Genomic DNA, 23,550 nt, shown 5'->3' with positions numbered 1-23,550 from the left:
CAAAATGTAAACAAAAAAATCCAGGTTGGACTAAAAAATACAAAACATGAGAAAAATAAAAGCCGGCTCAGCCGGCTTCGAGATCTGGCGCAGGCGGCCAAACCGCCCGCCCAAGCGCGATCAGCGCCCCAGTTGCAAACGCGGCGCGCCAAACGGCACCGGCTCGCCGTTGGGATAGGCGTGCGGCCACACCAAGGGCGGCGTGCTCCAGGCGAAATCCTGGCCCTCGAACTCGATGAAATAAGCCTGCCAGCCCGGCAGCGAAGCGTCCGGCTTGAACTCGAAACGGCAGTTGCCGCGGCGGCACTGGCCTTCAATCGCCTTGGGCTGATAACGGATGCCGGAATTGAAGCGGAAATCCCGGCTCGCGGGGTTATGCGCCAGCCACAGCGTCGCCTTGCCCGCCTCGCGCTCCGCCACGCTGACGCGCAGCCGGCCGCTGGCCGGGTCCGCGTCCACCTGCGCCCGCGGCATCGGCTTGCCGGCCAGCCAGCGGCGCATGAACTGCCGCAAGGCCTTGCCGATCTGATCGCCCTTCACATAGTGCGACTGATTGGGCAGATAGCGCAGCTGGGTGGGGCCGGCGAAGTCCGGCAGATAGCTCCAGGCGGAATCCGGCACCGCGAAGTCGTCGCCGGAAGCGGAAATCATATACTTGCTCAAACGCGCCATCCCGGCGCGGTAATTGACCACGTCCTCGAAGCGCAACAAGGCGTCCAGACCCGGCCCTCCTTGCAGCACATCCTCGGTGATGCCGTTGCGCTGATAATCGCGCAGTGCCGCCGGCCACTGCTGGCCGTAGCTGTTGTAGACATGGGTGAAGTTGACGCGCACGTTCCAGAAATCCGCCACCACCGGCACGATGGCGCTCACCCGCTTATCGTTCAGACCAGCCAGCCAAGCGGCCCAGCCGCGCTTGGACGCGCCGGCCACCACGAAACGCTCGCTGCCCGGCAGGCTGCGCTGCAAGGCGTCCATCGTCGCGCTCACCGCCTGCGTCATCGGCAGATGCAGGGAGCTGAAACGCTCCGCCTGCGGCTGATCCACCGTTTTGCGCCAGGTATAGGCCACCAGCGCGTCCTCGCGGCCGGCCGGCTGCTCGTCCAATTGCAAATCCTGGTTCGGCACGAAATACAGCTCGGCCACCGGCACGCCCAGATCGCGCGCCAGCGCTTCCGCCGGCAAGCGGTCCGGCAGCTTGGGCGGCTGCGCGTGATTGCTGCCGCCGTTGACGTACAGCAGCACTGGCGCGCCCGGCTTGCGCGTCAAGGGCAGGACCAGCTTGTACTGCTGCTCCCACAGCGGCGCATTGCTCCCAATGCCGCTGCCGGCTCCCGGCCATTGCTGCGACACCATCCGGTACATGCGCACCTCCACCCCGTCCTCCACCACCGAGCTGAGCAGCTCGGCCGGCTGCTGACTGGCCTTGGCCTGTTGCAGATAGTCAGCGACCACGGTGGAGACGGGCTGAACCGGCAAGGACTTGGCCGGCGCGACGGCGGGCCATGACAAGCACAACGCGGCGCAGGCGCGCAGCGCGAGGGGGAGAGAAATGTTCATCGGCGGAATGTATTAATTGTTAGAGAGTAGGTGCTAGATTTTGCAGGGATTAGGGTAAACACTCAAGCGCCACTCCACACGTCCCCGCCAAGCGTCCTCTACGGCCATGTTTCCATAACAGCCGCCGCTGCGGCAGCAGCTTGGCCTGCCCCCATCATGACGACGCCCATCGATGACGAGAGTGAGGCCAAACCCCTCAAACGCATGGATAGTCCGCTCCTGCCGCCCTCCCCGCTGTGCTCTATAAAGAAGCCATATCCTTGAGCCTGGCCGCGCGGCCGGGCCTGGCCGCCGGCTTGCCGGCGCATTCATTCGACAGGCGGGGGAGCTCCATGCGGCGGCGCGCGTTTTTACTGGCATCTCTGGGCCTGCTGGCCTGGCCCCGGCTGGCGGCGGCCGCGACGAAGCCCGCGGTGACCCTGGTGCTCAAATCGCTGAGAAACCCTTTCTTCAGCGTGATGACGGCCGGCGCGCGCAGGCACCACGCGCAGCACAGCGGCGACTATCAGCTGACGATAGACGGGGTGCAGGGGGAGACCGACCTGGCCGGGCAGATCAAGATCGTTGAAGCCTGCATCGCCCGCCGCGAGCAGATCCTGCTGATCACGCCGGCGGACTCCCGCGCCATCATCCCGGCGCTGATCAAGGCGGTGCAAAGCGGCCTGTTGGTGATCAATCTGGACAACAAGCTGGACGACCGGGCGCTGGCCAGCCACGGCGTCAACATTCCCTTTGTCGGCCCCAGCAATTTCAGCGGCGCGCGCGCGGTGGGAGACTATGTGCTGCGGGCCTTGAAGCCGCGCAGCAAGGCGGCCATCATCGAGGGCCTGCCCGGCTCCATCAACGCCAAGGCGCGCAGCGACGGTTACCGGGAGGCGATAGCCAGCGCCAATATGACGCTGGCCGCCCTCGCCTGGGGCGATTGGGAGCGGGACGCCGGGCGGGCGGCGGCGCTGAAGCTGATGAAACAGACGCCGGACCTGGCCGCGCTCTTGTGCGGCAACGACAATATGGCGATTGGCGCGGCGCAGGCGGTGACGGAATTGAAGCGGGACGGCAAGGTCTTGATCGGCGGCTACGACAATATCCCGGAGATGGCCGCGCTGCTGGCGTCCAAGCGCATTTACGCCACCGCGGACCAGCACCCGGCCTTGCAGGCGGAGTACGCCATCCGCCTGGGGCTGGAATCCTTCAACAAGCGGCTGACGCAAAGCGAGATGCAGAGCATTGTGCGCACGCCGGTGGATCTGGTGAAGTCTTGAGCCCGCCGCCCGCGTTCAGACGGCTGGCGGCGGCGCTGGCCGGCGCCGCCTGCCTGGCCCAGGCCCAGCCGCTGCTGACCGTGGTGGCGGACGCGCATCCGCCCTATCTGACGCCGGCCCGAGACGGCCTCGGCGGCCCCTACGCCGACGCTTTCCGCTACCTGACGGCCAAGGCCGGGCTGGAGGTGGCGCTGAAAGGCGTGCCGGCCAAGCGCGCGTACTTCCTGGCCGCCGCGGAGAAGAACACCTGCGCGCTGGATGTGAACTTCGACCAGGGCAAGGCGGAAACCGTCAGCTATGTGGCCGCCATCTCGCCGGTGGTCTTGCAGGCCTACGTGGCCCGCGGCAACGCGGCGCCGTTCAAGAATCTGCGCGATATGCAGGGCATGACCCTGGGCACGGTGGACATTGCGGAAGCGCGCGATCTGCTCAGTTCCGCCCAACTGAGCTACATCCCCATCGCCAAACCGGCGCTGGGTTTCAAAATGCTGGCGGCCAAGCGGCTGGAGGTCTTCGTCAGCGACACCCCGCCCGCGCCGGAGGACGGACCGCCGCCGCGCAAGGCGCTGGCGCTGACGCCGGCCGAGCGCTGGCTGATCTGCCATCCGGACACGCCGCCGGCGATTCTGGCCAAGCTCAGGCAGGCTTTGCGCGCCGGCTTGTTCGCCAAGGAAACGGCCTTCATCTGGGACAAATACCGGCTGCACGGCTTATTCCTGGAAACCCAGGCCGCCTGGGAGCGGAGCCGCCAGTAGGACGCCCTTCCCGGCAAGCCGGCCCGAGGCGGAGCCTTGCGGCTGAGACGGCGGCTTGGCGCATGGCCGGCCTCAGCCGCAGCCGCCCCGGAATATCGCCCAAGCACTCCTCTCCCTCACCGCCCCGCGCGGAAGCCGTTCTCAAGGCCGCGCCGCCGACGCCGGAGGCCTCCTCGACCAGGCTTCGGCGCACGGCGCTCGCCCGCCACCTGTCCCAAAGCGCAGGCATCATTAATGCCTTTTGCATTAATCTTCAACGATAAATCGCGTCATGCCCTGTTGGCGCAATAACTTACAGCCGCCCGCTTTTAAAAAACCCCATCGGGCCTGCGCGCCCGACGTTTTCAGGATTCCCTCATGCCTAATCGCCTCCTCCCAATCTGTTCCGGCGCCGCGCTGACGGCGCTGACCCTATGCCTGTTGTCCGCTGCGCCGGTTCAGGCGGCGGATTGCCGCGTCACCCCGGATGTGAACGCCAGCGTCAAATCCATGGCGGACAACACCGCGATGGAAGGCCATGTCAGCATCCATATCCGCGGCCAACCCACCCAGGCGGGCAAATCGCAGTTCGACAGCTGGGACCAGTTCAAAGCCGCCTTCACCACCTGGCAGGGTTATCCCGGGCCCAAAGGCCCCAAACCGGCCATATGCGGCACCCGGGCGGCGGAGTCCGATTGCGTGCCGGAGGGCACTCTCTATCCCAAGGGCTGGCCCGGCGCGCGACCCAGCACCTGCAAGACAGTGAACGCGGCCGGAGTCTGCACCCTGTCCACCCCGTTTCCCGCCGGGGAGCCCATTTACCTATCTTTCCGCTATGCCAAGAACAGCAAGGGCAAGTGGATCCTGAATACCGCCTATCCCAGCCTGAACTCGAATTGCTCCTAAGAACCTGTTCACGATCTACTGCGCTGCGGCGATACCGCGTTAAAAACAAGCTCAAAATGCTCATGTACCACGTGTACATTCCGCTTTTTCGCTCGTTTTTGCCTTGTCTCGCTCTTGCTCGCGAGATCGTGAACAGGCTCTAAGACCCGCTAACAAAACCCCTGATCCCGCGTTGCGCCTCCTTGTCGTACGACTTGTACTGCCTGCGTCGGCGCGCCTTGGCTCAGGTTCTCTGCGAGCATTTGTTAGCGGCTCTAAGCAGCGGTTCAATGTCTGCCGCGCTTCAGCGATACGGCGTTGAACGGCTCTAAGCCGCGGGCCTGGCCGCGCTTGGTAAAACTGCCAAGCGCGGCCGCGCTGCGCCGCTCTCGCTTCCGGCTATGCTGGACGCTCGACAAACTCGCGCGAGATGAGCGATGAAAAGCAAGATGGCGGCAGCCGCCGCGATTACGGCGCTGCTGAGCGGCGGCGCAGCCGCGGCCAATTGGCAGTTGGCGTGGCAGGACGAATTCAACGGCACGGCGCTGGACGGCGCCAAATGGCGGCTGGAATCCGGCCCCGGCCCGTGGGGCCTGCATGAGCTGCAGTACTACACCGCCGGAGACAATGTGGCCGTGCGCGACGGCGCGCTGCATATCGCCGCGCGGCGGCAGGCTTACGGCGGCCGCGACTATACCTCGGCGCGCCTGCGCAGCCAGGCCGCCTGGCGCTACGGCCGGATCGAGGCGCGCATCAAGCTGCCTTACGGCCAGGGCATGTTTCCGGCGTTCTGGATGCTGAACCAGCGCTGGGATCAGCCCGCGCATTACGGCGAGATCGACATCCTGGAAATGGTGGGCAGCGAGGCCGGCGCGGAAAACGCCACCGTCTGGGGCAGCGCGCACCGGCCCAAGCCCGGCGCGCCGGCCGGGACGGTGCAAACGGCGTCGGCCTCCTATGTCACGCCGGATCTGGGCTGGTTCAACGACCGTTTCCACGATTTCGCCGTGGAGTGGTCGCCGGCGGCGATCCGCTACTTCGTCGACGGCCAACTCTATCAGACCGTGACGATGAAAACCGACGGCGGCGACGGCTGGAGCGCCTTGCAAGAACCGGCCTTCATCGTGCTGAATCTGGCGGTAGGCGGGGATTGGGCCGGCGCGCCGGACGCGTCCACGCGTTGGCCGCAGGAGATGGTGGTGGACTATGTGCGGGTGTACCGGGATGCCGCCGAACCCGCCGCGCGCCGTCGGGCGCCGGCGTCGGCCGCCTCGCCGCTGCGTTGAGCCGTCATCCCGCTGTCACGGGCGGCGGATATATTGGCCGGAGGGTTCAGGAACAAGTCCTCCCCTCCTTTGTATCTATCGATGTCCTCTTGCCGCCCCCAGGGGCGGCTTTTTGTCGCGCCCGGCGATAGGCCCACATCAAAAAACCCGCCGGATTCGGCGGGTTTTCCGTGCAGGCAAAGCGGCGCGCTCAGCTCATATCGCTGCGGCGGTACAGGCTGAGGCCGATGGCCAGCACCGCCAGCATGCCGGCGCAGCTGCGGTTGATCCAGCCCATCACGCGGGCGGAGAAGGTGCGCATCGCGTGGCGGCCGCCGTAGGCGTAGATGAACATCATCACGCAGTCCACGCTGGCGGTGACCACGGCCAGAATCATGTATTGCGGCACCGCCGGCTGGTCCTGGCGGATGAACTGCGGCAGGAAGGCGGTGAAGAACAGCAGGCCCTTGGGATTGGACAGGCCCACCACCAGGGAACGCAAAAACGTGCCGCGGCCGCTGGCCTCGCCGCTCTGGGCGCTGGCGGCCAGCGCCTGGGTGGGCGCGCGCCACATCATCCAGGCCAGGTAGACCAGATAGGCGGCGCCGCCCCATTTGACGATGGAAAACAGTTGTTCCGACGCTTGCAGCAAGGCGCCCAGGCCGCAGCCCACGGCGGCGATCAGCAGCAGATCGGACAGCACCGCGCCGGCAAAGCCGTAGCTGGCGATGCGCATGCCGTGGCTGGCGCCGTTGTTGAGCGCCAGCAGCATGGACGGACCGGGGGTGATCATCACGGCGCTGACGGCGACGATGTACAGCAATAAGGTGGCGAAACTCATTCAAAACTCCAGGACGGCTATCATCTATGACTTGGCGCGGCCACCCGGAAACAGTCGACGACGACGGCGCGCGAAACGCGGCGTCTTGGCATGAAGCAGGGAACTGGGTAATGCGGACAGGGGTGGCAAACAACGCAGAGCCGGCATCATAATATAAAAGCCGGCGCGGCTGTAGTGGCATATTGGCTTATGCTTATGCGCTTAAAGAAGAAGCGCTCCCTCTTTACCTGCCCGCCACGCGCCTCCGGACGCCCGGGAGCGCGCGTATCCGGCACGCCCCCGGCCTCTTCAGTCTCGTCGCCGGAGGCGCGCCTCGCTCAGCCCTCGCGCCGCTTTTCGTACAACAGGTCTCCGCCCTCGGCCAAGCCGGCCTGCCGCCAGCCCTGACGCTGATAAAAGCCGTTGGCGCGGATGGACGCGTCGCCGTCGGTCGTCAGCCGGATCACCGGATGGCGTTGAAACAGCGCGGCCTCGGCCTGGCTCAGCAGTTGCCGACCCAGGCCCAGACCCTCGAACGCCGGCTTGATGAACAAGGCGAACACTTCGCCGGCGTCCAGGTCCGCCATGGCGAAGCCGGCCGGCTGGCCGTCCTGCTCCGCGATCCAGGCGCAGGGCGCGGCGGCGATGGTTTCGGCGATGGTCTCGGGCGTGATGCCCAGGTCGGCCAGTTGCTCGATGGAAAGGTGGTTTTGCCGGACGCTGGTGCGGATGTCGAACAGTGCGGCGATGTCGGCGCGGACGGCCGGACGGATGGTGGAACTCATATGCTTCCTTGCGGGCCGCCGCCTCCCCGGATCGGCAGGCGGCTCTAAATTAAAGAACATAACCGGGCCGGGTGGGACCGCCCGCCGGCGGCATAGTTCACCCACCGCCGCCCCGCGCCGGGAACCAGCGTCCGGCCAGCCGCTCCATATTGCTATTCCGTCCGCAAGCGCGGGCGGCCCTCTGCCAAGGAACCGTGTCGATGCGATTGATTGCGCTGCTGTTGTTTGCCCTGCTGGCCTACTGGCTGATCCGCCGGGCGCTGAGCCCGACGCGGCCGGACGCCCCGCCGTCCGGCGCCGTCTCCGAGACCGAGCGCGCCTGCCAGGTGCTGCAAGTCGCCTGGCCCTGCTCCGCGGAAGAACTGAAAGCCGCTTACCGGGCGCGGATGGCGGAATACCATCCGGACAAGGTCAGCGCCCTGGGCCTGGAGCTGCGCGAACTGGCGGAACGCAAGAGCAAGGACATCAACGCCGCCTATCAGCGGCTGCTGCCGCTATGCGCCGACCGGCGCTAAGAACCTGTTTACGATCTCGCGAGCTAAAGCGAGACAAGGCGAAAACGGCTGAGAAAGCGGAATGTACAAATGGTACATGAGCATTTCGAAGGTGTGCTCACCGTGTAAGGCTCCACGACGCGCAGCAGATCGTAAACAGGTTCTAAGCGCGCCCCGCCAACGCCGGCCCCGGCCCGCCGGTTGACCCCGCAACAAAATCTTCATCAAACCCTCTCCTGGCCGAAACATGCGCGCACTATGCTGTGCCGGTTTTTTTCATGCCCGGAACATAACATCATGCGCATCCTCAGCCTGACCCTGGCCGTGACGGCCGCCATCGGCCTGGCCGCCTGCGGCAGCAGCGGCGGCACCGCCAGCGGCTCCGCCAACAACAACCAGGGCCTCCGTCCCGCCGCCAAGAACGTGATCTTCTTCCTGGGCGACGGCATGGGCATCAACACCACCACCGCCGCCCGCATCTACTCCGTGGGCGAAGACGGCGAGCTGACCATGGACACGCTGCCGGAGAGCGGCTTTGTCAAAACCTTCTCCAACGACGCCCAAGTCACCGACAGCGCGCCGTCCATGTCCGCCTACATGACCGGCGTGAAGATGAACAACGAAGTCATCTCCATGTCCACCGACACCCAGGCCAAATCCCCCACCGCGGACTTCACCTCCAACTGCGGCAGCGGCAACGGCCAGCCGGTCAGCACCCTGCTGGAGCTGGCCAAGGCCGGCGGCAAGGCCACCGGCGTGGTCACCACCACCCGCGTCACCCACGCCACCCCGGCGGCCACTTACTCCCACGTTTGCCACCGCGACGCCGAATCCGACATCGCCGCCCAATTGGTGCCGGGCGGCGCGCTCTTCAACGCCAAGCTGCAAGACGGCGTGGACGTGGTCTTCGGCGGCGGCCGCCAGTTCTTCCTGCCCAAGGCCGCCGGCGGCAAGCGCGCCGACGGCCGCGATCTGGTGGCGGAGCTGAAAGCCAAGGGCTACGGCTACGCCGCGGACAACACCGGCTTCAACGCGCTGGACCCGGCCAAGACCACCCGCGCCGTGGGCCTGTTCACCAGCAGCCACATGAGCTACGACCTGGACCGCGACGCCTCCAAGGAACCCAGCCTGGCCGAGATGACCGCCAAGGCCATCTCCATGCTGGCGGACCGCAAGGACAAGCAAGGCTTCTTCCTGATGGTGGAAGGCGGCCGCATCGACCACGCGCTGCATGAAACCACCGCCAAGAAAGCGCTGCAGGACACCGTGGCCTTCGATCAGGCGATCAAGACCGCCATCGACGCGATGAAACAGCGCGATCCGGACCTGAAAAACACCCTGATCGTGGTGACCGCGGACCACGACCACACCCTGGTGCTCAACGGCTACGCCCAACGCACCGGCAAGACCACGGCCGGCAACCCCGGCGTGCTGGGCCTGGTGAAGAACTACAGCAACGGCAGCCTGGCCACCGACGCCGACGGCATGCCCTATTCCATCATCGGTTTCGGCAACGGCGAAAACCGCGTCAACGGCAACCGCAACGCCGCCGCCGCGCTGACCGACACCGTGGTCTCCGCCAACGACTACCACCAGGAAGCGGCGGTGCGCATGCCGGCCGGCGGCGAAACCCACGGCGGCACCGATGTCTACATCGGCGCCATCGGCCAGGGTTCGGACGCCTTCCACGGCTTCCTGGAAAACATCGACGTGTTTGGCCTGGTGAAGAAAGCGGCCGCGCTCTGAGAACCTGTTTACGATCTCGCGAGCAAGGGCGAGACAAGGCGAAAATGGCTGAAAAAGCGGAGTGTACACACGGTACACGAGCATTTTGAAGACATTTTCAACGCCGTATCGCTGACGCGCAGCAGACCGTAAACAGGTTCTGAGCCGCCGCCCCCAAACGCTACATAAACCCATACAAGAGAACCGCAATGAAACCGATGATGAAACCGCTGCTCAGCGTCGCCGCGCTGGCCGCCGCCCTGCACGCGCTGCCGGCCCAGGCCGCGGGCGAAGCCAAGAACGTGATCTTCTTCCTGGGCGACGGCATGGGCCCCACCACCGTCACCGCCTCGCGCATCTACAAATACGGCGAAGCCGGCAAGCTGAACATGGAACAGCTGTCCCGCACCGCCCGCGTCAAGACCTTCTCCAACGACGCGCAAACCACCGACAGCGCGCCGTCCATGTCCGCCTATATGACCGGCGTGAAGATGAACAACGAAGTCATCTCCATGTCCGCCGACACCCGCGCCATCGACCCCAATAGCAACGGCACCGGCAATTGCGGCAGCGGCAACGGCCAGCCGGCGACCACCCTGCTGGAACTGGCCAAGGCCAAGGGCAAGGCCATCGGCGCGGTGACCACCACCCGCGTCACCCACGCTACCCCGGCCGCCACTTATTCCCACGTCTGCCACCGCGACGCCGAATCCGACATCGCCGCCCAGGCGGCGCCGGGCGGCGCCGGCTACAACGCCAAGCTGGGCGCCGGCCTGGACGTGCTGATGGGCGGCGGCGGCAAATTCTTCCTGCCCACCGCCTCCGGCGGCAAGCGCCCGGACGGCCGCAATCTGCTGACCGAAATGCAGGCCAAGGGCTACACCCTGGTGAGCAGCGGCAGCGAGCTGGCCGCCTTCAACCCGCAGTCCGGCAACAAACTGCTGGGCATCTTCAACAAGGACCACATGGACTACGAGCTGGACCGGGTGAAGAACAGCCTGAACCAGCCCAGCCTGGCCGACATGACCGCCAAGGCCATCGACACCCTGTCCCGCAACGGCAACGGCTATGTGCTGATGGTGGAAGGCGGCCGCATCGACCACGCGCTGCACGGCACCAACGCCAAGCGCGCGCTGGAAGACACCATCGCCTTCGACAACGCCATCAAGACCGCGCTGGCCAAGGTGGACCTGAACAACACCCTGATCGTGGTCACCGCGGACCATGACCACACCATGACCATCAACGGCTACGCCAAGCGCGGCAACCCCATCCACGACATCGTGCGCGGCTACGCCGACGGCAAGGAATCCAAGGACGCGGACGGCGCCACTTACACCGCGCTGGTGTTCGGCAACGGCCCCAACCGCAAGGCCAGCCGCGTGTCGGTGGACTCCGCCACCGCGATGGGCGACGACTACCAGCAGGAAACCGGCATCCGCCTGTCCAGCGAAACCCACGGCGGCGGCGACGTGATGCTGATGTCCGGCGGCGCCGGCTCCAAGGGCTTCAAGGGCGTGATGGACAACACCAAGGTGTTCGGCCTGGTGAAAAGCGCGCTGGGCCTCTAAGAACCTGTTTACGATCTGCTGCGCGTCGTGAAGCGTTGCACGGTGAGTACCAGCTCAAAATGCTCATGTATCACGAGTACATTCCGCTTTTTCGCTCGTTTTCGCCTTCTCTCGCTCTAGCTCGCGAAATCGTAAACAGGCTCTAAGCCCCCGCCCCCGCGACGAGCTCCGCGCCGGCGCCGCTCCAGGCCCGGCGCGGCCGTCCCGGATGCACCCCATTCGGCTTGCCCACGGGCAAGCCTACTTTTACGCATGAAGAAAGACCGCGATGAAAATCCTGCTGCCGCTGGCCCTGCTGGCCCTGTCCCCGGCGCTGCGCGCCGCCGCGCCGGATCTGGTGGCCACCATCCGCTACGAAACCGTCACCATCGGCAAGGACGGCGTGGAAAAAACCATACGCTATCAGGAAAAACTGACCCGCCAGGGCAAGCACGTCTGGCGCGAACGGCTGAACGCCCCCGCCGACGACCACGATCACGATGACGGCCACGGCCATGAGGACGGCCACGACCACATCGACTACGCCGCCGCCAGCCGCCACGTCTGGCTGGACGCCAAAGGCCAGCCGCGGCTGGAGTTCGCCCTGCCGCAACAGCGGCTGCTGGTGCAAGTGGGGCAGCGCGAATGGAGCGACGTGGGCTTCGACGGCTCCTGGATCCTGGCCAGCCAGCTGGTGGACATTGAAAAACTGAAAGGCTTCACCGTCAGCCCCGGCGCGGACGGCAGCCGCTGGTATCGCAAAACCGCCAAGGGCCACAGCAAGCAATTGCAATGGAGCGCGCGCTGGGCGATGCCGCTGCGGGTGGAATCGCGTTCACAGGACGGCCGCCATCGCGAAAGCATGCGCGTGGAGATCCGCCCGCTGGCCGCCGGCCAGCCGCTGCCCTGGGCGCAAACCGGGCGGCTGCGCGGCAAGGACTATATGGACACGCTGGACTGAGCCCTTGCCCGCGCCGTCCTTCCGGGCCAGGCATCCTGGCCTTGGAGTCCGTTCGCGGTCCGCTGCGCGCGGCGCAGCGCGCCATGCGAGCAAGCCGCTTTCCCAAGCGGCCTCGCCCTAGCTCGCGGGAGCGTGAACGCGCTCCAGCAGCTGGCAGGGCCAGCCGTCCACGTCGAATGCGGCGATGCGCTCATAACCGCAGGACTCGTAAAAACGCGCCAGGGCCCCCGTGCCCCCGCCATAGCAATCCACGCGCAAGCGCTTGACGCCGGCCAGCCTCGCCTGTTCGTCCGCGAAAGCCATCAAACGCCGGCCGACGCCCCGCGCGCCGGAGCGGCGGGAGGCGACCAGCAAGCGCACGTAGATTTCGGGCTCCGTCGCGGCCGGCGCATAGGGCATGGCCTCCCCCAGCACCAAGGCGGCCAACACGGCGCCGCCTCCCTCCTCCGCCACCCACGCTCCCGGCAGCGAGCACGCCTCGACCACCCGCTCCACTTGTCGCGGCTGGCTTGACCACGGCTCGCTTCCCCATTGCTCCGCGTTGCCCATGGCGACGAACCAGGCGATGATTTCATCGAAAATTTTCAATACCGCGGGCGCGTCGGCCGTGCTTGCGCGGCGGATGATCAGCCCGTTCCACTCCACATTCGCCATCTGGCCGTCCTTCACTGAATGCCCGTCAAGCGGGAGGCGGCTTCTCCGCCTCAAGCCCCGTTTTTAAACGCCTGCTCAAAGCCTCGCGCACAAGGGCGAGACAAGGCGAAAACAAGCGAAAAAGCGAAGTGTACAAGAGGCAATGAGCATATTGAGCTTGTTCGCCGTATCGCCGACGCGCAGCAGATCATAAACAGGTTCTAAGGCAACACCCCCAGCAGGGACCACAGCCGCCGCGCCTCGGCGTCGCTGTCTATCAGCTCCGCCAGCAGCTCCCGCAAAGGCTTCTCCCCCCACTCCACCGCGCGGTAGATCAGATAGGGCACCGGGCTGTGCGGCTCGGTGCGCGCCAGATAATCGGCGATGCCGCGCAGCTGGCGGTAAGCGTCCTCCCGCCCCTGCGGCTCGCGCTGGGCGAAAACGGGCGCGGACGCCGGCGGCGGCGCGCCGTGGCCGGCTTCGGCCAGGACCGGCGGCGCGGCGGCCTCGGCCTGGTCGACGGCGGCGGCTTCCGGCTCCGGCGGCGGGCCGGGATGCAGGACGGCCAGTTCCTGCAAGGCTTGCGCCGCCTGCTCCAGCGTCTGGCTCAAGGGCGCGTAGGACGGCGCGTCCGCGCCCATGCGTTCGTCGCACCAGCTCTGCAGCCGCGCCAGCCATTGCCGGCTGCGCGCCAGCGCGCCGCGGCTCTCCTCCAGCGCGGCCGGCGGCAGCGCGCGCACCCAGTCGTTCAGCTTCTGCTGCTCGTGGCGCGCCTGTTCGCGCTCCAGCTTGCCCTCGTCGCCGCCGGCCAGCAGCCGGCGGTTGAGGTCCTGCCACTGCCGCAGGGTCAGCGGCTGCCGCCCCTGCGGCGGCGGCGCGTCCAGCAAGGGCACCTGGGCCGCCAGCGTGGCGGCGTAGGTTTTGGCCAGCCATTCCAGCGGGCCGGTGCGAAAGCTCAGATCGTCTTGCTGCGGCAAGGGGTGCAGGCTGTCCCAGTACTGCTCGCAGCACTGCGCGCTCAACGCCAGCGCCGCTTCCAGGCCGGGCAGGCCCAGCAGGTGCAGCCAGGATTCCCCCAGCCAGCCGGCCACCATCAAATCCTTGCTGCGCTCGGCCAGCAGCGCGGAGGCGAGGCGCTCCACGCCGGACCAGTCCGCGCGCTTCAAATCGCTTTCCCAGATGCCGGCGGGCAGGCTGGGATCGTCCTCGCGCCGCAGTTCGCGCAGTTGGTCGTATTCCGGCGCGTAGCGCAGCGGCTCGCCGCCGGGATTGTCCGCGGCGATGGGTTGCAACAGGGTTTCCAGACTCGACATGGCGCTCATGGCCGTTTCCTCAAGGTGTTCAAAGCGCGCATCAGCTGCCCTCTATCGCGGCCAGCCGCGGATTGGCGGCCGCGCGGAACGGCGACGGCGGCGCGGCGTACGGCAGGCTGGCCACGGCCAGGCCGCTCTTGCCGCCCGGCGCCTGCAAGGTCAGCCGCAAAAACATCTGCGCGTCGCCGTTGCCCAGCAAGGCCGGGTTGCGCACCGGCAGCGCCAGCATCAGGCCCACATCGTTGACGCCTTCCACGCTATTGGTGCGCAGCGGCGAATTGTTCTCGCGCAATAAGCGCAGCAAGCCCCATTGTCCGCCGTAGTTCCAGCTGGCCAGCCGGTCGAACACGGTCAGCCCGCTTTGCGTCGAATCCTCCACCGGCGCCTGTTGCGATTCCTTGGCCCAGCGCAGGGTCGCCGTCACCGGCTGGCCGATGTTCCAGTGCAGGCGCTGGCCGTCGCCGCCGGGGTAGCGCAGGCGCTGGCCGCCGCTGGCCAGCGTCCATTCGATCACCTGGTCCGCCGCCTGTTCGTGTTCGCGGTCGGTGCGCCAGCGCACTTCCACGTCCACGCCCTGCCACGGTCCGCCGCCCTCGCGGGCGAACATCGGGCCCAGCCAGGCGCGCGCCGCCTTGGCCGCGTCCAGGAAGCGCCGCGCCGCCTGGGCCTGGCCGGACTTGAGGTCCTGCAGGCCGGCGGCCGCCAGCCCGCCGCTGTCGTCCATCAGGCGCATGAATTCCGCCACCCGCTCCGGCGCGGCGTCCGGCGCCGCCAGCTTGGCGGCGAAGGGGAAGCGGTTGGCCAGGTATTGATTGAAGAAGGCGCTCAGCTTCTGGTAGGCGGCGGCGCCGGCCTGGGTGCGCAGCGCGCCGCAGCGGTCGCTGGCCAGGCTGACCAGGGTCTGGGCGCGGTCGGAGAAGACGTTGCCGGCGGCCGGCAGCTCCACCTGGTCCAGCACCGCGCGGCAATTGCCCACGTCCATCTCGTTGAAATCCTTGACGATCATGGTTTCCAGCACCGCCGGCGCGCTGTTGGCGGCCTTTTCCTTGTAGTGGCGCAGTTCGACGGCGGCGCTTTGCCAGCGTTGCTGCAATTGCTGGTCGCTGACCGGCAACGAGGATTTGTGCGAGGCCAGCCAGCTCAGCGCCGGCGCCTGGGCCTGGGTCAGATTGCCCACCAGCTCCAGCTGCGCGCCCAGGTATTGCTGCAGCTCGCGCGCGCCGCCGGCGCGGAAGGCGCGGGCGCCGGCGTTGCGCGAGCCGTCCCACCAGCGGAAGCTGCCCTGCAGCGGCTGGTACAAGCCCAGCCCTTGCAGGCTGCGCTCCGCGTGGCGCAAGGATTGCAGCGCGCGCCGGTCCATCTCGCGCAGCACGCTGTCGCGGAAGGCGGGCTGGGCCAGTTCGTCCAGCGCCGCCAGCACCGGGGTGGCGGCCTTGGCCTGGGCGTCGAAGGCGTTGCCCTCGTCGATGGAACCGCCGTTCAGGCCAACCGACGGCTCGGCGCGGCGGCTGCTCAGGGCGGCCCACATCGCCCGCGCCGCGCTGTCCTGCAAGGCGCGCTCCAGGCCCTTGCGGTAGGCCGGCGGCATCTGGCCGGCGCTGCCGGCCAGGTATTTCTGGTAGCCGTCGTAATGACGCAGCGCCGCCGTCATCGCGTCGGCGTCCATATTCGCCAGCCCGCCCGCCGTCGGGCCGCTTTCGCCCTGCGCCCGCGCGCTGGCGACGAAGTCCTGTTTCAGCAGCGAGGCCAGGGTCACGTTCAGCTTGAGCACCTGGTCCTGCAGCTCCAGGCCGCCGGACGGCCCTTGCGCCAGCAGCGCCGAGCTGGCGCCCACGCCGCCCAGCCAGCGCTTGCGGAATTCCTGGCGCGCCACCGCGGAATGGTCCACCACCCGCGCCACCGCGTCCCGCCCTATCAGGCTGGAGCGGCGCGCGCCGTCCAGCATCGCGCTGTAGCCGGGCACCAGGTCCTGGCCGGCGGCGCGGCTCCAGGCGCTGTTGGTGGCGTTGACCAGGCTTTGCAGCAGGCCGATGTGGCCGGCCACGCTGTCCAGTTCCGGCAAGGAGTTGCCTTGGCCGGACTCCAGCATCAGCAGCTGTTTCTGCAATTGCTGGGCGGTGAGGTCGAAGGTTTGATTGGTGTAGAGCTGGCCGAGCCAGGCTTGCATCAGGCCGCTGAAGTGTTCGCCCACCTGCGGCCGGATCTTGGAGAGGTCGATCGGCGCGGCCACCAGTTGATCGCTGGACAGCAGGATGCGGCGCAGATTGTCGCGCTGGGCGTTCTGCGGCGCGCGCAGGCTGAGGCCGAACAGGCCGTTGGCCAGCTCCGCCGCCTCGTCCAGCGTGGTGTTGCCGTCGCGCACCGCGTGGTTGAACTGGTTGACGCGCTGTTCCAGCTTGACCGCGTCGCCGGCCAGTTGCCGCGCCAGCAGATAGGCCGGCCATTTCTCCGGCGCGGCGGTGTCGTCGCTGACGCTGTCCGCGCCGGCCTCGCCCAAGCGCCGCACTTGTTCGGCGTCGCGCAGCAGCCGCTGTTGCAAGGGCAGCATCACCGAGCGGCGCAGCGCGTATTCGATGGTGTCGTCGATGCGGCCGTCCACCGGGGACATCAGCGAGGTGGGCAGCAGCAAGGTGCCGAAACGGCGCGAGGGCGCGTCCTTGAGCGCGCGCCAGAAGGCGGCGACGCTTTGCCGCGCCGCCGCGTCGTTGCCCAGTTCCGGCCGCGGCCCGCCGCGGTCCAGTTGCAGAATGCGCAGCTGGCGGCCCAGCGCGTCGGCGTCGTCGGTGGCCGCGTGCCAGTACCAGCTGATGCCGGCCAGCCACAGGGCGGCGAACAAGCCCATGCCGGCCAGGGTCCAGCGGTGCCAGCGCTGGCGCAGCCGCAGGATGCGCGGCACCGGCTGGGCCAGGCCCTGCTCCGCCAGCACCCGCTGGCGCAGCAGCCGGCCGGCGAACAGGGGCAGCGCCGGCGGCGCGACGGTTTCTTCCAGATCGTCCTGCGGCGCGGCCTGGGCGCCGGTGAAGTAGATGCCGCGCAATTGCGGCGCCTCGCCCAGCGCGTTGCCGCGGAACACCGGATCGCACAACGCCTGCAGATTGGCGCGCACCGCCTCGAAGCTGCGCGGCAGCAGGTACAGATCCGTGGACACGCCGCCTTGCAGGGCGCCGAATTCGGCTATGGTTTCGCTCAGGGTCAGCCGCAGCCGCGTCAAAGCCTGTTCTATCCAGTCGGATTGATAGGCGGCGCTGGCGGCGTAGGGCGAGGACCAGCCCAGCATCGCGTCGCGCGCTTCGCGGGGCAGCGCCTGCGCCAGCTCCAGGAAGCCCGGCGCCTGCTCGGTCTCGGTCACCACCAGATAGATGGGCAGGCTCAGGCCCAGCCGTCTTTGCAGATCGGAAAACTTCTTGGCCGCGGCCAGGCCGGCGCTGACCGCCAGGTGCTCGCTCCACAGCTGGCCGGCGGACACGGTCCAGATCAGCGCGTCCAGCGGCCGCGCGGCGCGGCTGCGCAAGAGCACGCCCAAGAGCCGCCGCCAGGCCGACAGCGGCGCCAGCGCGCCTTCCGGATGGCTGAACATATCGTCCGGTATCACCAGCACCGCGCCGTCCCCGCCGTACCACCAGCGGCCGAACCAATTGGCCTCGCCCTCGCTCTTCAGCTGCAGCGAGGCGCACAAGGCCTCCACATTGCGCACCCGGTCGCCCACCGCCAGCACCCAGGGGGTCTGGTAGCGGTCTTCCGCGCCGATCTCGCGCTCGAAGCGGCGCACCGAGCCGCGGAAGCTGCGCCGCGCCGGATCGGCCTCGCGCCGCAGCCACCAGATCAGCGCCGCCAGCGCCAGCAGGATCAACAGGGTCAGCAGCACAATGCCGGCTAGGGTCTGTATCGTCATTTGCTCTGCCCGTCCCCGTCCGCCCCGCGGTACAGCATGGGCTCCACCCGCGACACGATGTCGTGCCAGAACGCGTGCCCCACCACCGACATGCCCACCAGGATGGCGGCCACGCCCACGGCCAGCCGGAAGCCGTCCGGCAGCATGCGCCGCACCGTCAGCCGCAGCGGCGGCACATTGCTGCTGCGCTCCAGCGCCGGCGCCAGGCTGCGGATGTCGGCGTCGCGCTGGTAGGCGAAGGCGAACAGCTCGCGCCGCCATTCCTCGTGCTGGGCCAGCCCGCCCGGCCCGCGCAGCCGGCCGTAGAAGCCCAGGGTCAGCGTTTGCAGGCAGACATTGGCCAGATCGCGCCCGGCCGGATCGCGCTCGCGCAAGACCCGCTCGATCAGCGCCGGCACCTTGTCGCCGGCGGCGCGGCTGCCGAACAGCCGCTGCTCCAGCGGCGTGGTCTGCCACAGGCTCTGCCCCGGCCAGTCGTCGAACAACAGCCGCTCGTCTATCAGCGCGACGAACAGATACTGCAAGGCCTCGATCTGGCTCTGCCCGGCCGCGCCCACGCGCGCGCCGGCGGCGCGGCTCAAGCGCCGCGCCAGCAGCCCGCCCTGCTCGGCCGCCAGTTCGGCGGCGGTTTCGGCCTTGTGGCCGCCGCCGGCCAGTTCCCGGAACACTTGCAGCCATTCGGCGTAAGCGTCTTCGAAAGTGGCGCTCAGCGGCGCTTGCGCCAGCGCCCCCAGCGGCTGGGACAGCGCGCTATCCAGCATGGCGTTCTCCATCGGCGTCCTCGCGCGGGTCCGCGACGAAGAGCAGCGCCTCCCACGGCTCCAGCGCCGCGCCGCCGGCCGGCAGCGTCATCCTCAGCGGCTGATCCGCTTGCAGCCAGTCGCCGTTGGCCAGCACGGCGAACAGCCGGGTGTCGTCGCCCACGCTGTAAGCCACTTGTTCGGCGCGGTCCAGCGGCTGGAAGGACAAGCCGCGCATGCGCTGGCGCGCCAGCGTGGCCACATGGGATTCGGAGGCGATGATGGCCTGGCCCAGCCATTGCTGGGCGGCGGAATCCGGCGCGCCGCCGGGCATGCGCAGGCCGACGATCAAGCGCCCGCTATCGCGCGCGGCCTCCGGCAAGACGATCCAGAAACCTTCTTCGTCGCGGTTGAACGGCAGGCTGCGGTAACCGGCGCGCACCCGGTCCAGCGCGGCGGACAGCCAGTTCAGCAGCGGCTCGTAGCTGGCCAGCAGTTCCTGGTAATTGAAGGCCGGGAACACCGGCGCGCCGGCGCCCGGGTCCAGCGCGGTCAGCGAGCCGGCCATGCCGGCCAGCAGGCCGAACAGGGCGGCCGGATGGGCGGCGCGGCTGCCCAGCGCGGCTTCCGTCTCCGGCAGCCGCGCCCACAGCGCCGCCAGCTGGCGGCGGATTTCGTCGATATCGTCGTCCTTGCCGGCCTCCTTGGCCTGGCGCAGACGTCCGCTGAGGAAGACGCATTTTTCGCGCGCCTTGGCGCACAGCGCCGCCACCTTGCGCCCCAGCAGGCTGTCCGGCAGCAGCCGCGGCGACGGCGGCGCGTAGGCGCGGCGGGCAAAGCCGCCGCCCTGCTGGGCGATGCGCAACAACGGCAGGCAGATCATGTCGGCGCGTTCGGCCTCGGTGACCAGGCGGATGTCCGGCCGCCACAGCGTCAGGCTGGCCGGGTTCTCCCCGCTGCTCAAATCCGGCACCGCCTCGCTGTTTTCCGAGCGGAAACGTCCGGCGGCCGGGTCCAGCCGGCCGGCGCGCCACAGGGGCGGCAAAGCCAGGTAAACCGTCACCGTGCGGCCCGGCGCCTCCGCCGCGGCGGCCGTCACGTCGCAGCTGAGCGCCGCGCCGTCGCCGGCGTCGAAGCGCAGCGGCAAGCCGTCCGGCAACACTGCCTCCAGCGCGGACACCCGCGCCACGCCGCCGGCCAGCGCCGCCTCGTCCAGCTCCAGCTCCAGCACGCCCCAATACAGCGGCTGGGCCGCCGCCGCCAGCGCCGCGGACACCCCGTCCGCCCTCAGCGCCTGCCATTGAAAATGCTGGGGCAGCAACTGCATCCCCTCGTACCAACACACCGCCTGTGGCACTGCTTTCAAACCGCTCTCCCCCCGCTACGGCTCCATCAGCCGCATATTCTTGCTTTCAAAGCGCAGCCAGACCTTCTTGCGCGCGTCCAGGCTCAGCCGGTGCATGCCCGGTCCGGCGTAGCTGGCGTACACCAGCAGGCCGGCCGCGGATTCGCCCCGTATCGGCACGTCCTCGGTTTCCAGATGCTGGCCCGGCACCAGCTCCAGCTCCCACACCTTGAGATCCGCCGGGTAGTCGCGCAGCAGCTGCTCGCGCTGCTCAAACCACTTGGCCGCCGGCAGCCCCAGCAGCAGCTTGTACAGCTCCGGGTCCTTGGCGGCGACGAAGTCCACCGCCAGCGGCGTGTCGTCGTTGGCCATGCTGACCACGTCCAGCGTGGCCGCCTGCAATTTGACCGAGGGGCCGAAGCCCAGCGACGAGCACCCGCCCAAGCCCAAAGCCAAAACGCAGAACAGCCCAGCCAGATACCCGTTGCGCATCCGCATCACCCCGACGCCATTATCCATTGCAAATAATATTGGCAAAAAAACGCCGACAGTTCTATAGGAATTGTTAAGCCATGGTCATTGAAAAATGCAAGTTGCAAGCATTTGTCAGCAAAAAGGGCTTCCATGCGGCGGCTTGAGCCGGCTTCAATGGAAAAGAACGACCAGGCCCGGCCGGGCAACAATGGTCTGACAATCATGCAGTTTCGCCCAAGCGGACCGGATACGCGGCCCGCCGTCGGCGTCCCCAGCTTCCCAACCGATCGAGGTCTGTTATGGCAGAGAGCACACAGCACAAGCTGGACCGGATTCGTCCGCCCCGCGTGCAAATCACGTATGACGTGGAAATCGGCAACGCCCTGGAAAAACGGGAGCTGCCGCTGGTGGTAGGCATCATGGCGGACCTGGCCGGCAAGCAGGAGCAGCCGCTGCCCAAGCTCAGCGAGCGCCGCTTCGTGGAGATAGACCGCGACAACTTCAACGCCGTGCTGGCCTCGCTGACGCCGCGCGTCACCGCCCAGGTGGACAACGCGCTGTCCGACGACGGCAGCAAGCTCAATGTGGAGCTGAAGTTCAACCACTTCGACGACTTCGACCCGGTCAACATCGTCAAGCAAGTCACCCCGCTGCGCCGGCTGTACGAGGCGCGCCAGAAGCTGCGCGACTTGCTGACCAAGCTGGACGGCAACGACGAACTGGACAAGCTCTTGCAGGACGTGGTGGCCAACACCGAGGAACTGCAAAAGATCAAGAGCGCCCGCCCGGAGGCCCCGGCCGCCGCGGAAGCCGCGCCGGCGCCGGACGCGCCGCCGGCCGCCTGACGCCCCGCCCGACCCCCTGATACCGGAGACATCTCATGGCTAAGACCCAAGCCGAAGCGCCCAGCGGCGACGCCGCCTCGCTGTCGCTGCTGGACCGCATCATCCAGGAAGGCCGCATGGCCCACGACGACATCCAGCAGGAGTACGCCAAGGACCTGCTGTCCGAATTCGCCACCCAGGTGTTGGACGAAGGCATGGCCATCGACAAAGACACCGTGGCCATGATCAACCACCGCATCGCCATCATCGACCAATTGCTGAGCAAGCAGCTCAACAACATCCTGCACCACCCGGACGTGCAGAAGATGGAAGCCTCCTGGCGCGGCCTGCACTTCCTGGTGATGAACACCGAAACCAGCAGCCGCCTGAAGCTGCGCCTGCTCAACGCCACCAAGGACGAGCTGCAGAACGATCTGGAAAAGGCGGTGGAATTCGACCAGAGCGCGCTGTTCAAGAAGATTTACGAGGAAGAATACGGCACCTTCGGCGGCCACCCCATCAGCCTGCTGATCGGCGATTACGAGTTTGGCCGCCATCCGCAGGACGTGGCGCTGCTGGAGAAGCTGTCCAATGTGGCCGCCGCCGCGCACGCGCCGCTGATCTCCGCCGCCAGCCCGCGCCTGTTCGACATGAGCAGCTTCACCGAACTGGCGGTGCCGCGCGACCTGTCCAAGGCTTTTGAAAGCGCCGAGCTGATCAAATGGCGCTCCTTCCGCGCCAGCGAGGACTCCCGCTACGTCAGCCTGGTGCTGCCGCACATCCTGCTGCGCCTGCCCTACGGCCCGGACACCAAGCCCACCGAGGGCATGAACTACGTGGAAGACGTCAACGGCACCGACCACGGCAAATACCTGTGGGGCAACGCCGCCTACGCGCTGGGCCAGCGCATCACCGACGCCTTCGCCAAATACGGCTGGTGCGCGGCCATCCGCGGCGTGGAAGGCGGCGGCGCGGTGGAAGGCCTGCCGGCCCACACCTTCGGCACCGTGTCCGGCGACATCGCGCTCAAATGCCCGACCGAGATCGCCATCACCGACCGCCGCGAGAAAGAACTGGACGGCCTGGGCTTCATCGCGCTGTGTCACAAGAAAAACACCGATCTGGCGGTGTTCTTCGGCGGCCAGAGCGCCAACCAGCCCAAGGTCTACAACACCAACGCCGCCAACGCCAACGCGCGCATCTCCGCGATGCTGCCCTATGTGCTGGCCGCCTCGCGCTTCGCCCACTACATCAAGGTGATCATGCGCGACAAGATCGGCAGCTTCCTGACCCGCGACAATGTGGAAACCTATCTGAACAACTGGATAGCGGACTACGTGCTGGTCAACGACAACGCGCCGCAGGAAGTGAAGGCCCAGTACCCGCTGCGCGAAGCGCGGGTGGACGTGACCGAAGTGCCGGGCAAGCCCGGCGCCTACCGCGCCACCGTCTTCCTGCGCCCGCACTTCCAGCTGGAAGAACTGACCGCGTCCATCCGCCTGGTGGCGGAGCTGCCGCCGCCGGCCGCCGCCTGACGCCACACCAAGGGCCCGCCGCGCGGCGGGCCCAATACTTCTCATAACACGGAGAACACATAGCAATGGACGCCATCATTCTGGACCTGGGCAGCGACATCAAGGGCGAGTGCAAGCTGGAAGGCTACACCGACAAGATCGAAGTGCTGTCCTACAGCCACAACGTGGCCATGCAGGTGACCAACGACGTCAGCAACACCGAACGCACCTCCGGCAAGCCGCATATCGGCGAATTCAGCCTGACCAAGTTCACCGACAAATCCACGCCGGAACTCAACGCCTACTGCTGCCAGGGCAAGAACATCCCCGAGGTCAAGATCACCATCGGCCGCAACGCGGCCGACAGCAGCGGCAAGGTGCTGCCCTACATCGTCTACACCCTGACCAACGCCATCCTGTCCAATGTCAGCGTCAGCGGCGGCACCGGCGGCAAGCCGGTGGAAAACCTCTCGCTCAACTTCACCAAGATCAAGTGGGAGCTGACCACCCAGAAAGACACCGGCGCCAAGGACGGCAACGCCGCCGCGGTGTGGGACCTGGCCGCCAACAAGTACTCCAAATAAGTCGATTGAATCCGCCGCGGAAGCCCATCAGCACAGCGGGCGTTCCGGGGTCTTTTGGCCACGGCAGCACACGGAAGAACACGGACAAACCCAAAGGAAGCATCGGGCTTGCATGGACTTCATGACCACGGGTGTTGTCTTGTTCCGTGCTTTCCGTGCGCTTCCGTGGCAAGAAAGATTTCTTTCCTGT

Annotated in this window: 20 protein-coding genes; 11 read left to right on the top strand and 9 right to left on the bottom strand. The window is 67.3% G+C overall.

Features of this window, described 5'->3' with window-relative positions:
- Window positions 1–120: 120 nt before the first annotated feature.
- Window positions 121–1,560 (bottom strand): PhoPQ-activated protein PqaA family protein, encoded by a 1,440-nt coding sequence (locus ACODSD_RS14175; protein ID WP_488877646.1) that lies wholly within the window; start codon window positions 1,558–1,560, stop codon window positions 121–123.
- 260 nt (window positions 1,561–1,820) lie between these two features.
- Between ACODSD_RS14175 and ACODSD_RS14170 the strand changes: the two genes are divergently transcribed.
- From ACODSD_RS14170 to ACODSD_RS14155, 4 genes are all read left to right on the top strand, one after another.
- On the top strand, window positions 1,821–2,822 hold the full coding sequence (locus ACODSD_RS14170; protein WP_488877645.1) for a substrate-binding domain-containing protein: 1,002 nt from the start codon (window positions 1,821–1,823) through the stop codon (window positions 2,820–2,822).
- On the top strand, window positions 2,819–3,577 hold the full coding sequence (locus tag ACODSD_RS14165) for a hypothetical protein (RefSeq protein ID WP_227104069.1): 759 nt from the start codon (window positions 2,819–2,821) through the stop codon (window positions 3,575–3,577). The genes ACODSD_RS14170 and ACODSD_RS14165 overlap by 4 nt, the downstream gene beginning before the upstream one ends.
- A 357-nt stretch (window positions 3,578–3,934) precedes the next feature.
- Window positions 3,935–4,462, top strand: a complete 528-nt coding sequence (locus ACODSD_RS14160; RefSeq protein ID WP_227104071.1) for a hypothetical protein — start codon at window positions 3,935–3,937, stop codon at window positions 4,460–4,462.
- Between the two features lie 416 nt (window positions 4,463–4,878).
- A complete protein-coding gene (locus ACODSD_RS14155; RefSeq protein WP_488877644.1) occupies window positions 4,879–5,727 on the top strand; it encodes a glycoside hydrolase family 16 protein in 849 nt (282 codons plus the stop codon).
- Window positions 5,728–5,917: 190 nt separating this feature from the next.
- Here the strand turns inward: ACODSD_RS14155 and ACODSD_RS14150 are convergent, their stop codons facing one another.
- Window positions 5,918–6,547, bottom strand: coding sequence for a LysE family translocator (locus ACODSD_RS14150; protein ID WP_107799778.1), 630 nt, complete (start codon window positions 6,545–6,547; stop codon window positions 5,918–5,920).
- 317 nt (window positions 6,548–6,864) lie between these two features.
- Complete coding sequence (locus ACODSD_RS14145; protein ID WP_488877643.1) at window positions 6,865–7,311, bottom strand: GNAT family N-acetyltransferase; 447 nt, start codon at window positions 7,309–7,311, stop codon at window positions 6,865–6,867.
- 200 nt (window positions 7,312–7,511) lie between these two features.
- On the opposite strand from ACODSD_RS14145, the gene ACODSD_RS14140 reads away from it, so the two are divergent.
- The 4 genes from ACODSD_RS14140 to ACODSD_RS14125 all read left to right on the top strand — a co-directional run bounded on the left by ACODSD_RS14140 (window position 7,512) and on the right by ACODSD_RS14125 (window position 12,041).
- Window positions 7,512–7,826 (top strand): DnaJ domain-containing protein, encoded by a 315-nt coding sequence (locus ACODSD_RS14140; RefSeq protein WP_107799780.1) that lies wholly within the window; start codon window positions 7,512–7,514, stop codon window positions 7,824–7,826.
- A gap of 276 nt (window positions 7,827–8,102) precedes the next feature.
- On the top strand, window positions 8,103–9,551 hold the full coding sequence (locus tag ACODSD_RS14135; RefSeq protein ID WP_488877642.1) for an alkaline phosphatase: 1,449 nt from the start codon (window positions 8,103–8,105) through the stop codon (window positions 9,549–9,551).
- 188 nt (window positions 9,552–9,739) lie between these two features.
- The gene (locus tag ACODSD_RS14130) at window positions 9,740–11,101 is read left to right on the top strand and encodes an alkaline phosphatase (protein WP_488877641.1); all 1,362 of its coding nucleotides are present in this window, start codon (window positions 9,740–9,742) and stop codon (window positions 11,099–11,101) included.
- A gap of 268 nt (window positions 11,102–11,369) precedes the next feature.
- The gene (locus ACODSD_RS14125) at window positions 11,370–12,041 is read left to right on the top strand and encodes a hypothetical protein (RefSeq protein WP_488877640.1); all 672 of its coding nucleotides are present in this window, start codon (window positions 11,370–11,372) and stop codon (window positions 12,039–12,041) included.
- A 117-nt stretch (window positions 12,042–12,158) separates the two neighbouring features.
- Here the strand turns inward: ACODSD_RS14125 and ACODSD_RS14120 are convergent, their stop codons facing one another.
- From ACODSD_RS14120 to ACODSD_RS14095, 6 genes are all read right to left on the bottom strand, one after another.
- Window positions 12,159–12,695, bottom strand: a complete 537-nt coding sequence (locus ACODSD_RS14120; protein ID WP_488877639.1) for a GNAT family N-acetyltransferase — start codon at window positions 12,693–12,695, stop codon at window positions 12,159–12,161.
- A gap of 200 nt (window positions 12,696–12,895) precedes the next feature.
- Window positions 12,896–13,996, bottom strand: coding sequence for a type VI secretion system protein TssA (gene tssA, locus ACODSD_RS14115; RefSeq protein WP_488877638.1), 1,101 nt, complete (start codon window positions 13,994–13,996; stop codon window positions 12,896–12,898).
- Between the two features lie 31 nt (window positions 13,997–14,027).
- On the bottom strand, window positions 14,028–17,879 hold the full coding sequence (locus ACODSD_RS14110) for a type VI secretion protein IcmF/TssM N-terminal domain-containing protein (RefSeq protein ID WP_107799786.1): 3,852 nt from the start codon (window positions 17,877–17,879) through the stop codon (window positions 14,028–14,030).
- On the bottom strand, window positions 17,876–18,640 hold the full coding sequence (locus ACODSD_RS14105; protein WP_488877637.1) for a DotU family type IV/VI secretion system protein: 765 nt from the start codon (window positions 18,638–18,640) through the stop codon (window positions 17,876–17,878). The genes ACODSD_RS14110 and ACODSD_RS14105 overlap by 4 nt, the downstream gene beginning before the upstream one ends.
- Window positions 18,630–19,976 carry a type VI secretion system baseplate subunit TssK gene (gene tssK, locus ACODSD_RS14100; RefSeq protein WP_227108596.1) on the bottom strand — a complete coding sequence of 449 codons (1,347 nt, stop codon included), beginning with the start codon at window positions 19,974–19,976 and terminating at the stop codon, window positions 18,630–18,632. The genes ACODSD_RS14105 and tssK overlap by 11 nt, the downstream gene beginning before the upstream one ends.
- A 24-nt stretch (window positions 19,977–20,000) precedes the next feature.
- On the bottom strand, window positions 20,001–20,462 hold the full coding sequence (locus tag ACODSD_RS14095; protein WP_488877636.1) for a hypothetical protein: 462 nt from the start codon (window positions 20,460–20,462) through the stop codon (window positions 20,001–20,003).
- Window positions 20,463–20,737: 275 nt separating this feature from the next.
- On the opposite strand from ACODSD_RS14095, the gene tssB reads away from it, so the two are divergent.
- The 3 genes from tssB (at window position 20,738) to ACODSD_RS14080 (ending at window position 23,360) form a co-directional block, all read left to right on the top strand.
- Window positions 20,738–21,283, top strand: coding sequence for a type VI secretion system contractile sheath small subunit (gene tssB, locus ACODSD_RS14090; protein WP_081545015.1), 546 nt, complete (start codon window positions 20,738–20,740; stop codon window positions 21,281–21,283).
- A gap of 35 nt (window positions 21,284–21,318) precedes the next feature.
- Entirely contained in the window at window positions 21,319–22,797 is a 1,479-nt protein-coding gene (gene tssC, locus ACODSD_RS14085) for a type VI secretion system contractile sheath large subunit (RefSeq protein WP_081545014.1), read from the top strand.
- Between the two features lie 65 nt (window positions 22,798–22,862).
- Window positions 22,863–23,360: an Hcp family type VI secretion system effector gene (locus ACODSD_RS14080; RefSeq protein WP_048409970.1), complete on the top strand. Its 498-nt coding sequence runs from the start codon at window positions 22,863–22,865 to the stop codon at window positions 23,358–23,360.
- The last annotated feature ends 190 nt before the right edge of the window (window positions 23,361–23,550 follow it).

The organism is Chromobacterium sp. FG22 (genome assembly GCF_057809415.1).
Note: the sequence above shows the minus strand (reverse complement) of the source record. Positions and strands in the feature narration are given on the sequence as shown.

Excerpts from the sequence above, each read along its gene's own strand:
- ACODSD_RS14175 (WP_488877646.1), bottom strand. The coding sequence starts at position 1,560 with ATGAACATTTCTCTCCCCCTCGCGCTGCGCGCCTGCGCCGCGTTGTGC.
- ACODSD_RS14160 (WP_227104071.1), top strand. The coding sequence starts at position 3,935 with ATGCCTAATCGCCTCCTCCCAATCTGTTCCGGCGCCGCGCTGACGGCG.
- ACODSD_RS14155 (WP_488877644.1), top strand. The coding sequence starts at position 4,879 with ATGAAAAGCAAGATGGCGGCAGCCGCCGCGATTACGGCGCTGCTGAGC.
- ACODSD_RS14150 (WP_107799778.1), bottom strand. The coding sequence starts at position 6,547 with ATGAGTTTCGCCACCTTATTGCTGTACATCGTCGCCGTCAGCGCCGTG.
- ACODSD_RS14145 (WP_488877643.1), bottom strand. The coding sequence starts at position 7,311 with ATGAGTTCCACCATCCGTCCGGCCGTCCGCGCCGACATCGCCGCACTG.
- ACODSD_RS14140 (WP_107799780.1), top strand. The coding sequence starts at position 7,512 with ATGCGATTGATTGCGCTGCTGTTGTTTGCCCTGCTGGCCTACTGGCTG.
- ACODSD_RS14135 (WP_488877642.1), top strand. The coding sequence starts at position 8,103 with ATGCGCATCCTCAGCCTGACCCTGGCCGTGACGGCCGCCATCGGCCTG.
- ACODSD_RS14130 (WP_488877641.1), top strand. The coding sequence starts at position 9,740 with ATGAAACCGATGATGAAACCGCTGCTCAGCGTCGCCGCGCTGGCCGCC.
- ACODSD_RS14125 (WP_488877640.1), top strand. The coding sequence starts at position 11,370 with ATGAAAATCCTGCTGCCGCTGGCCCTGCTGGCCCTGTCCCCGGCGCTG.
- ACODSD_RS14120 (WP_488877639.1), bottom strand. The coding sequence starts at position 12,695 with ATGGCGAATGTGGAGTGGAACGGGCTGATCATCCGCCGCGCAAGCACG.
- tssA (WP_488877638.1), bottom strand. The coding sequence starts at position 13,996 with ATGAGCGCCATGTCGAGTCTGGAAACCCTGTTGCAACCCATCGCCGCG.
- ACODSD_RS14110 (WP_107799786.1), bottom strand. The coding sequence starts at position 17,879 with ATGACGATACAGACCCTAGCCGGCATTGTGCTGCTGACCCTGTTGATC.
- ACODSD_RS14105 (WP_488877637.1), bottom strand. The coding sequence starts at position 18,640 with ATGCTGGATAGCGCGCTGTCCCAGCCGCTGGGGGCGCTGGCGCAAGCG.
- ACODSD_RS14095 (WP_488877636.1), bottom strand. The coding sequence starts at position 20,462 with ATGCGGATGCGCAACGGGTATCTGGCTGGGCTGTTCTGCGTTTTGGCT.
- tssB (WP_081545015.1), top strand. The coding sequence starts at position 20,738 with ATGGCAGAGAGCACACAGCACAAGCTGGACCGGATTCGTCCGCCCCGC.
- tssC (WP_081545014.1), top strand. The coding sequence starts at position 21,319 with ATGGCTAAGACCCAAGCCGAAGCGCCCAGCGGCGACGCCGCCTCGCTG.
- ACODSD_RS14080 (WP_048409970.1), top strand. The coding sequence starts at position 22,863 with ATGGACGCCATCATTCTGGACCTGGGCAGCGACATCAAGGGCGAGTGC.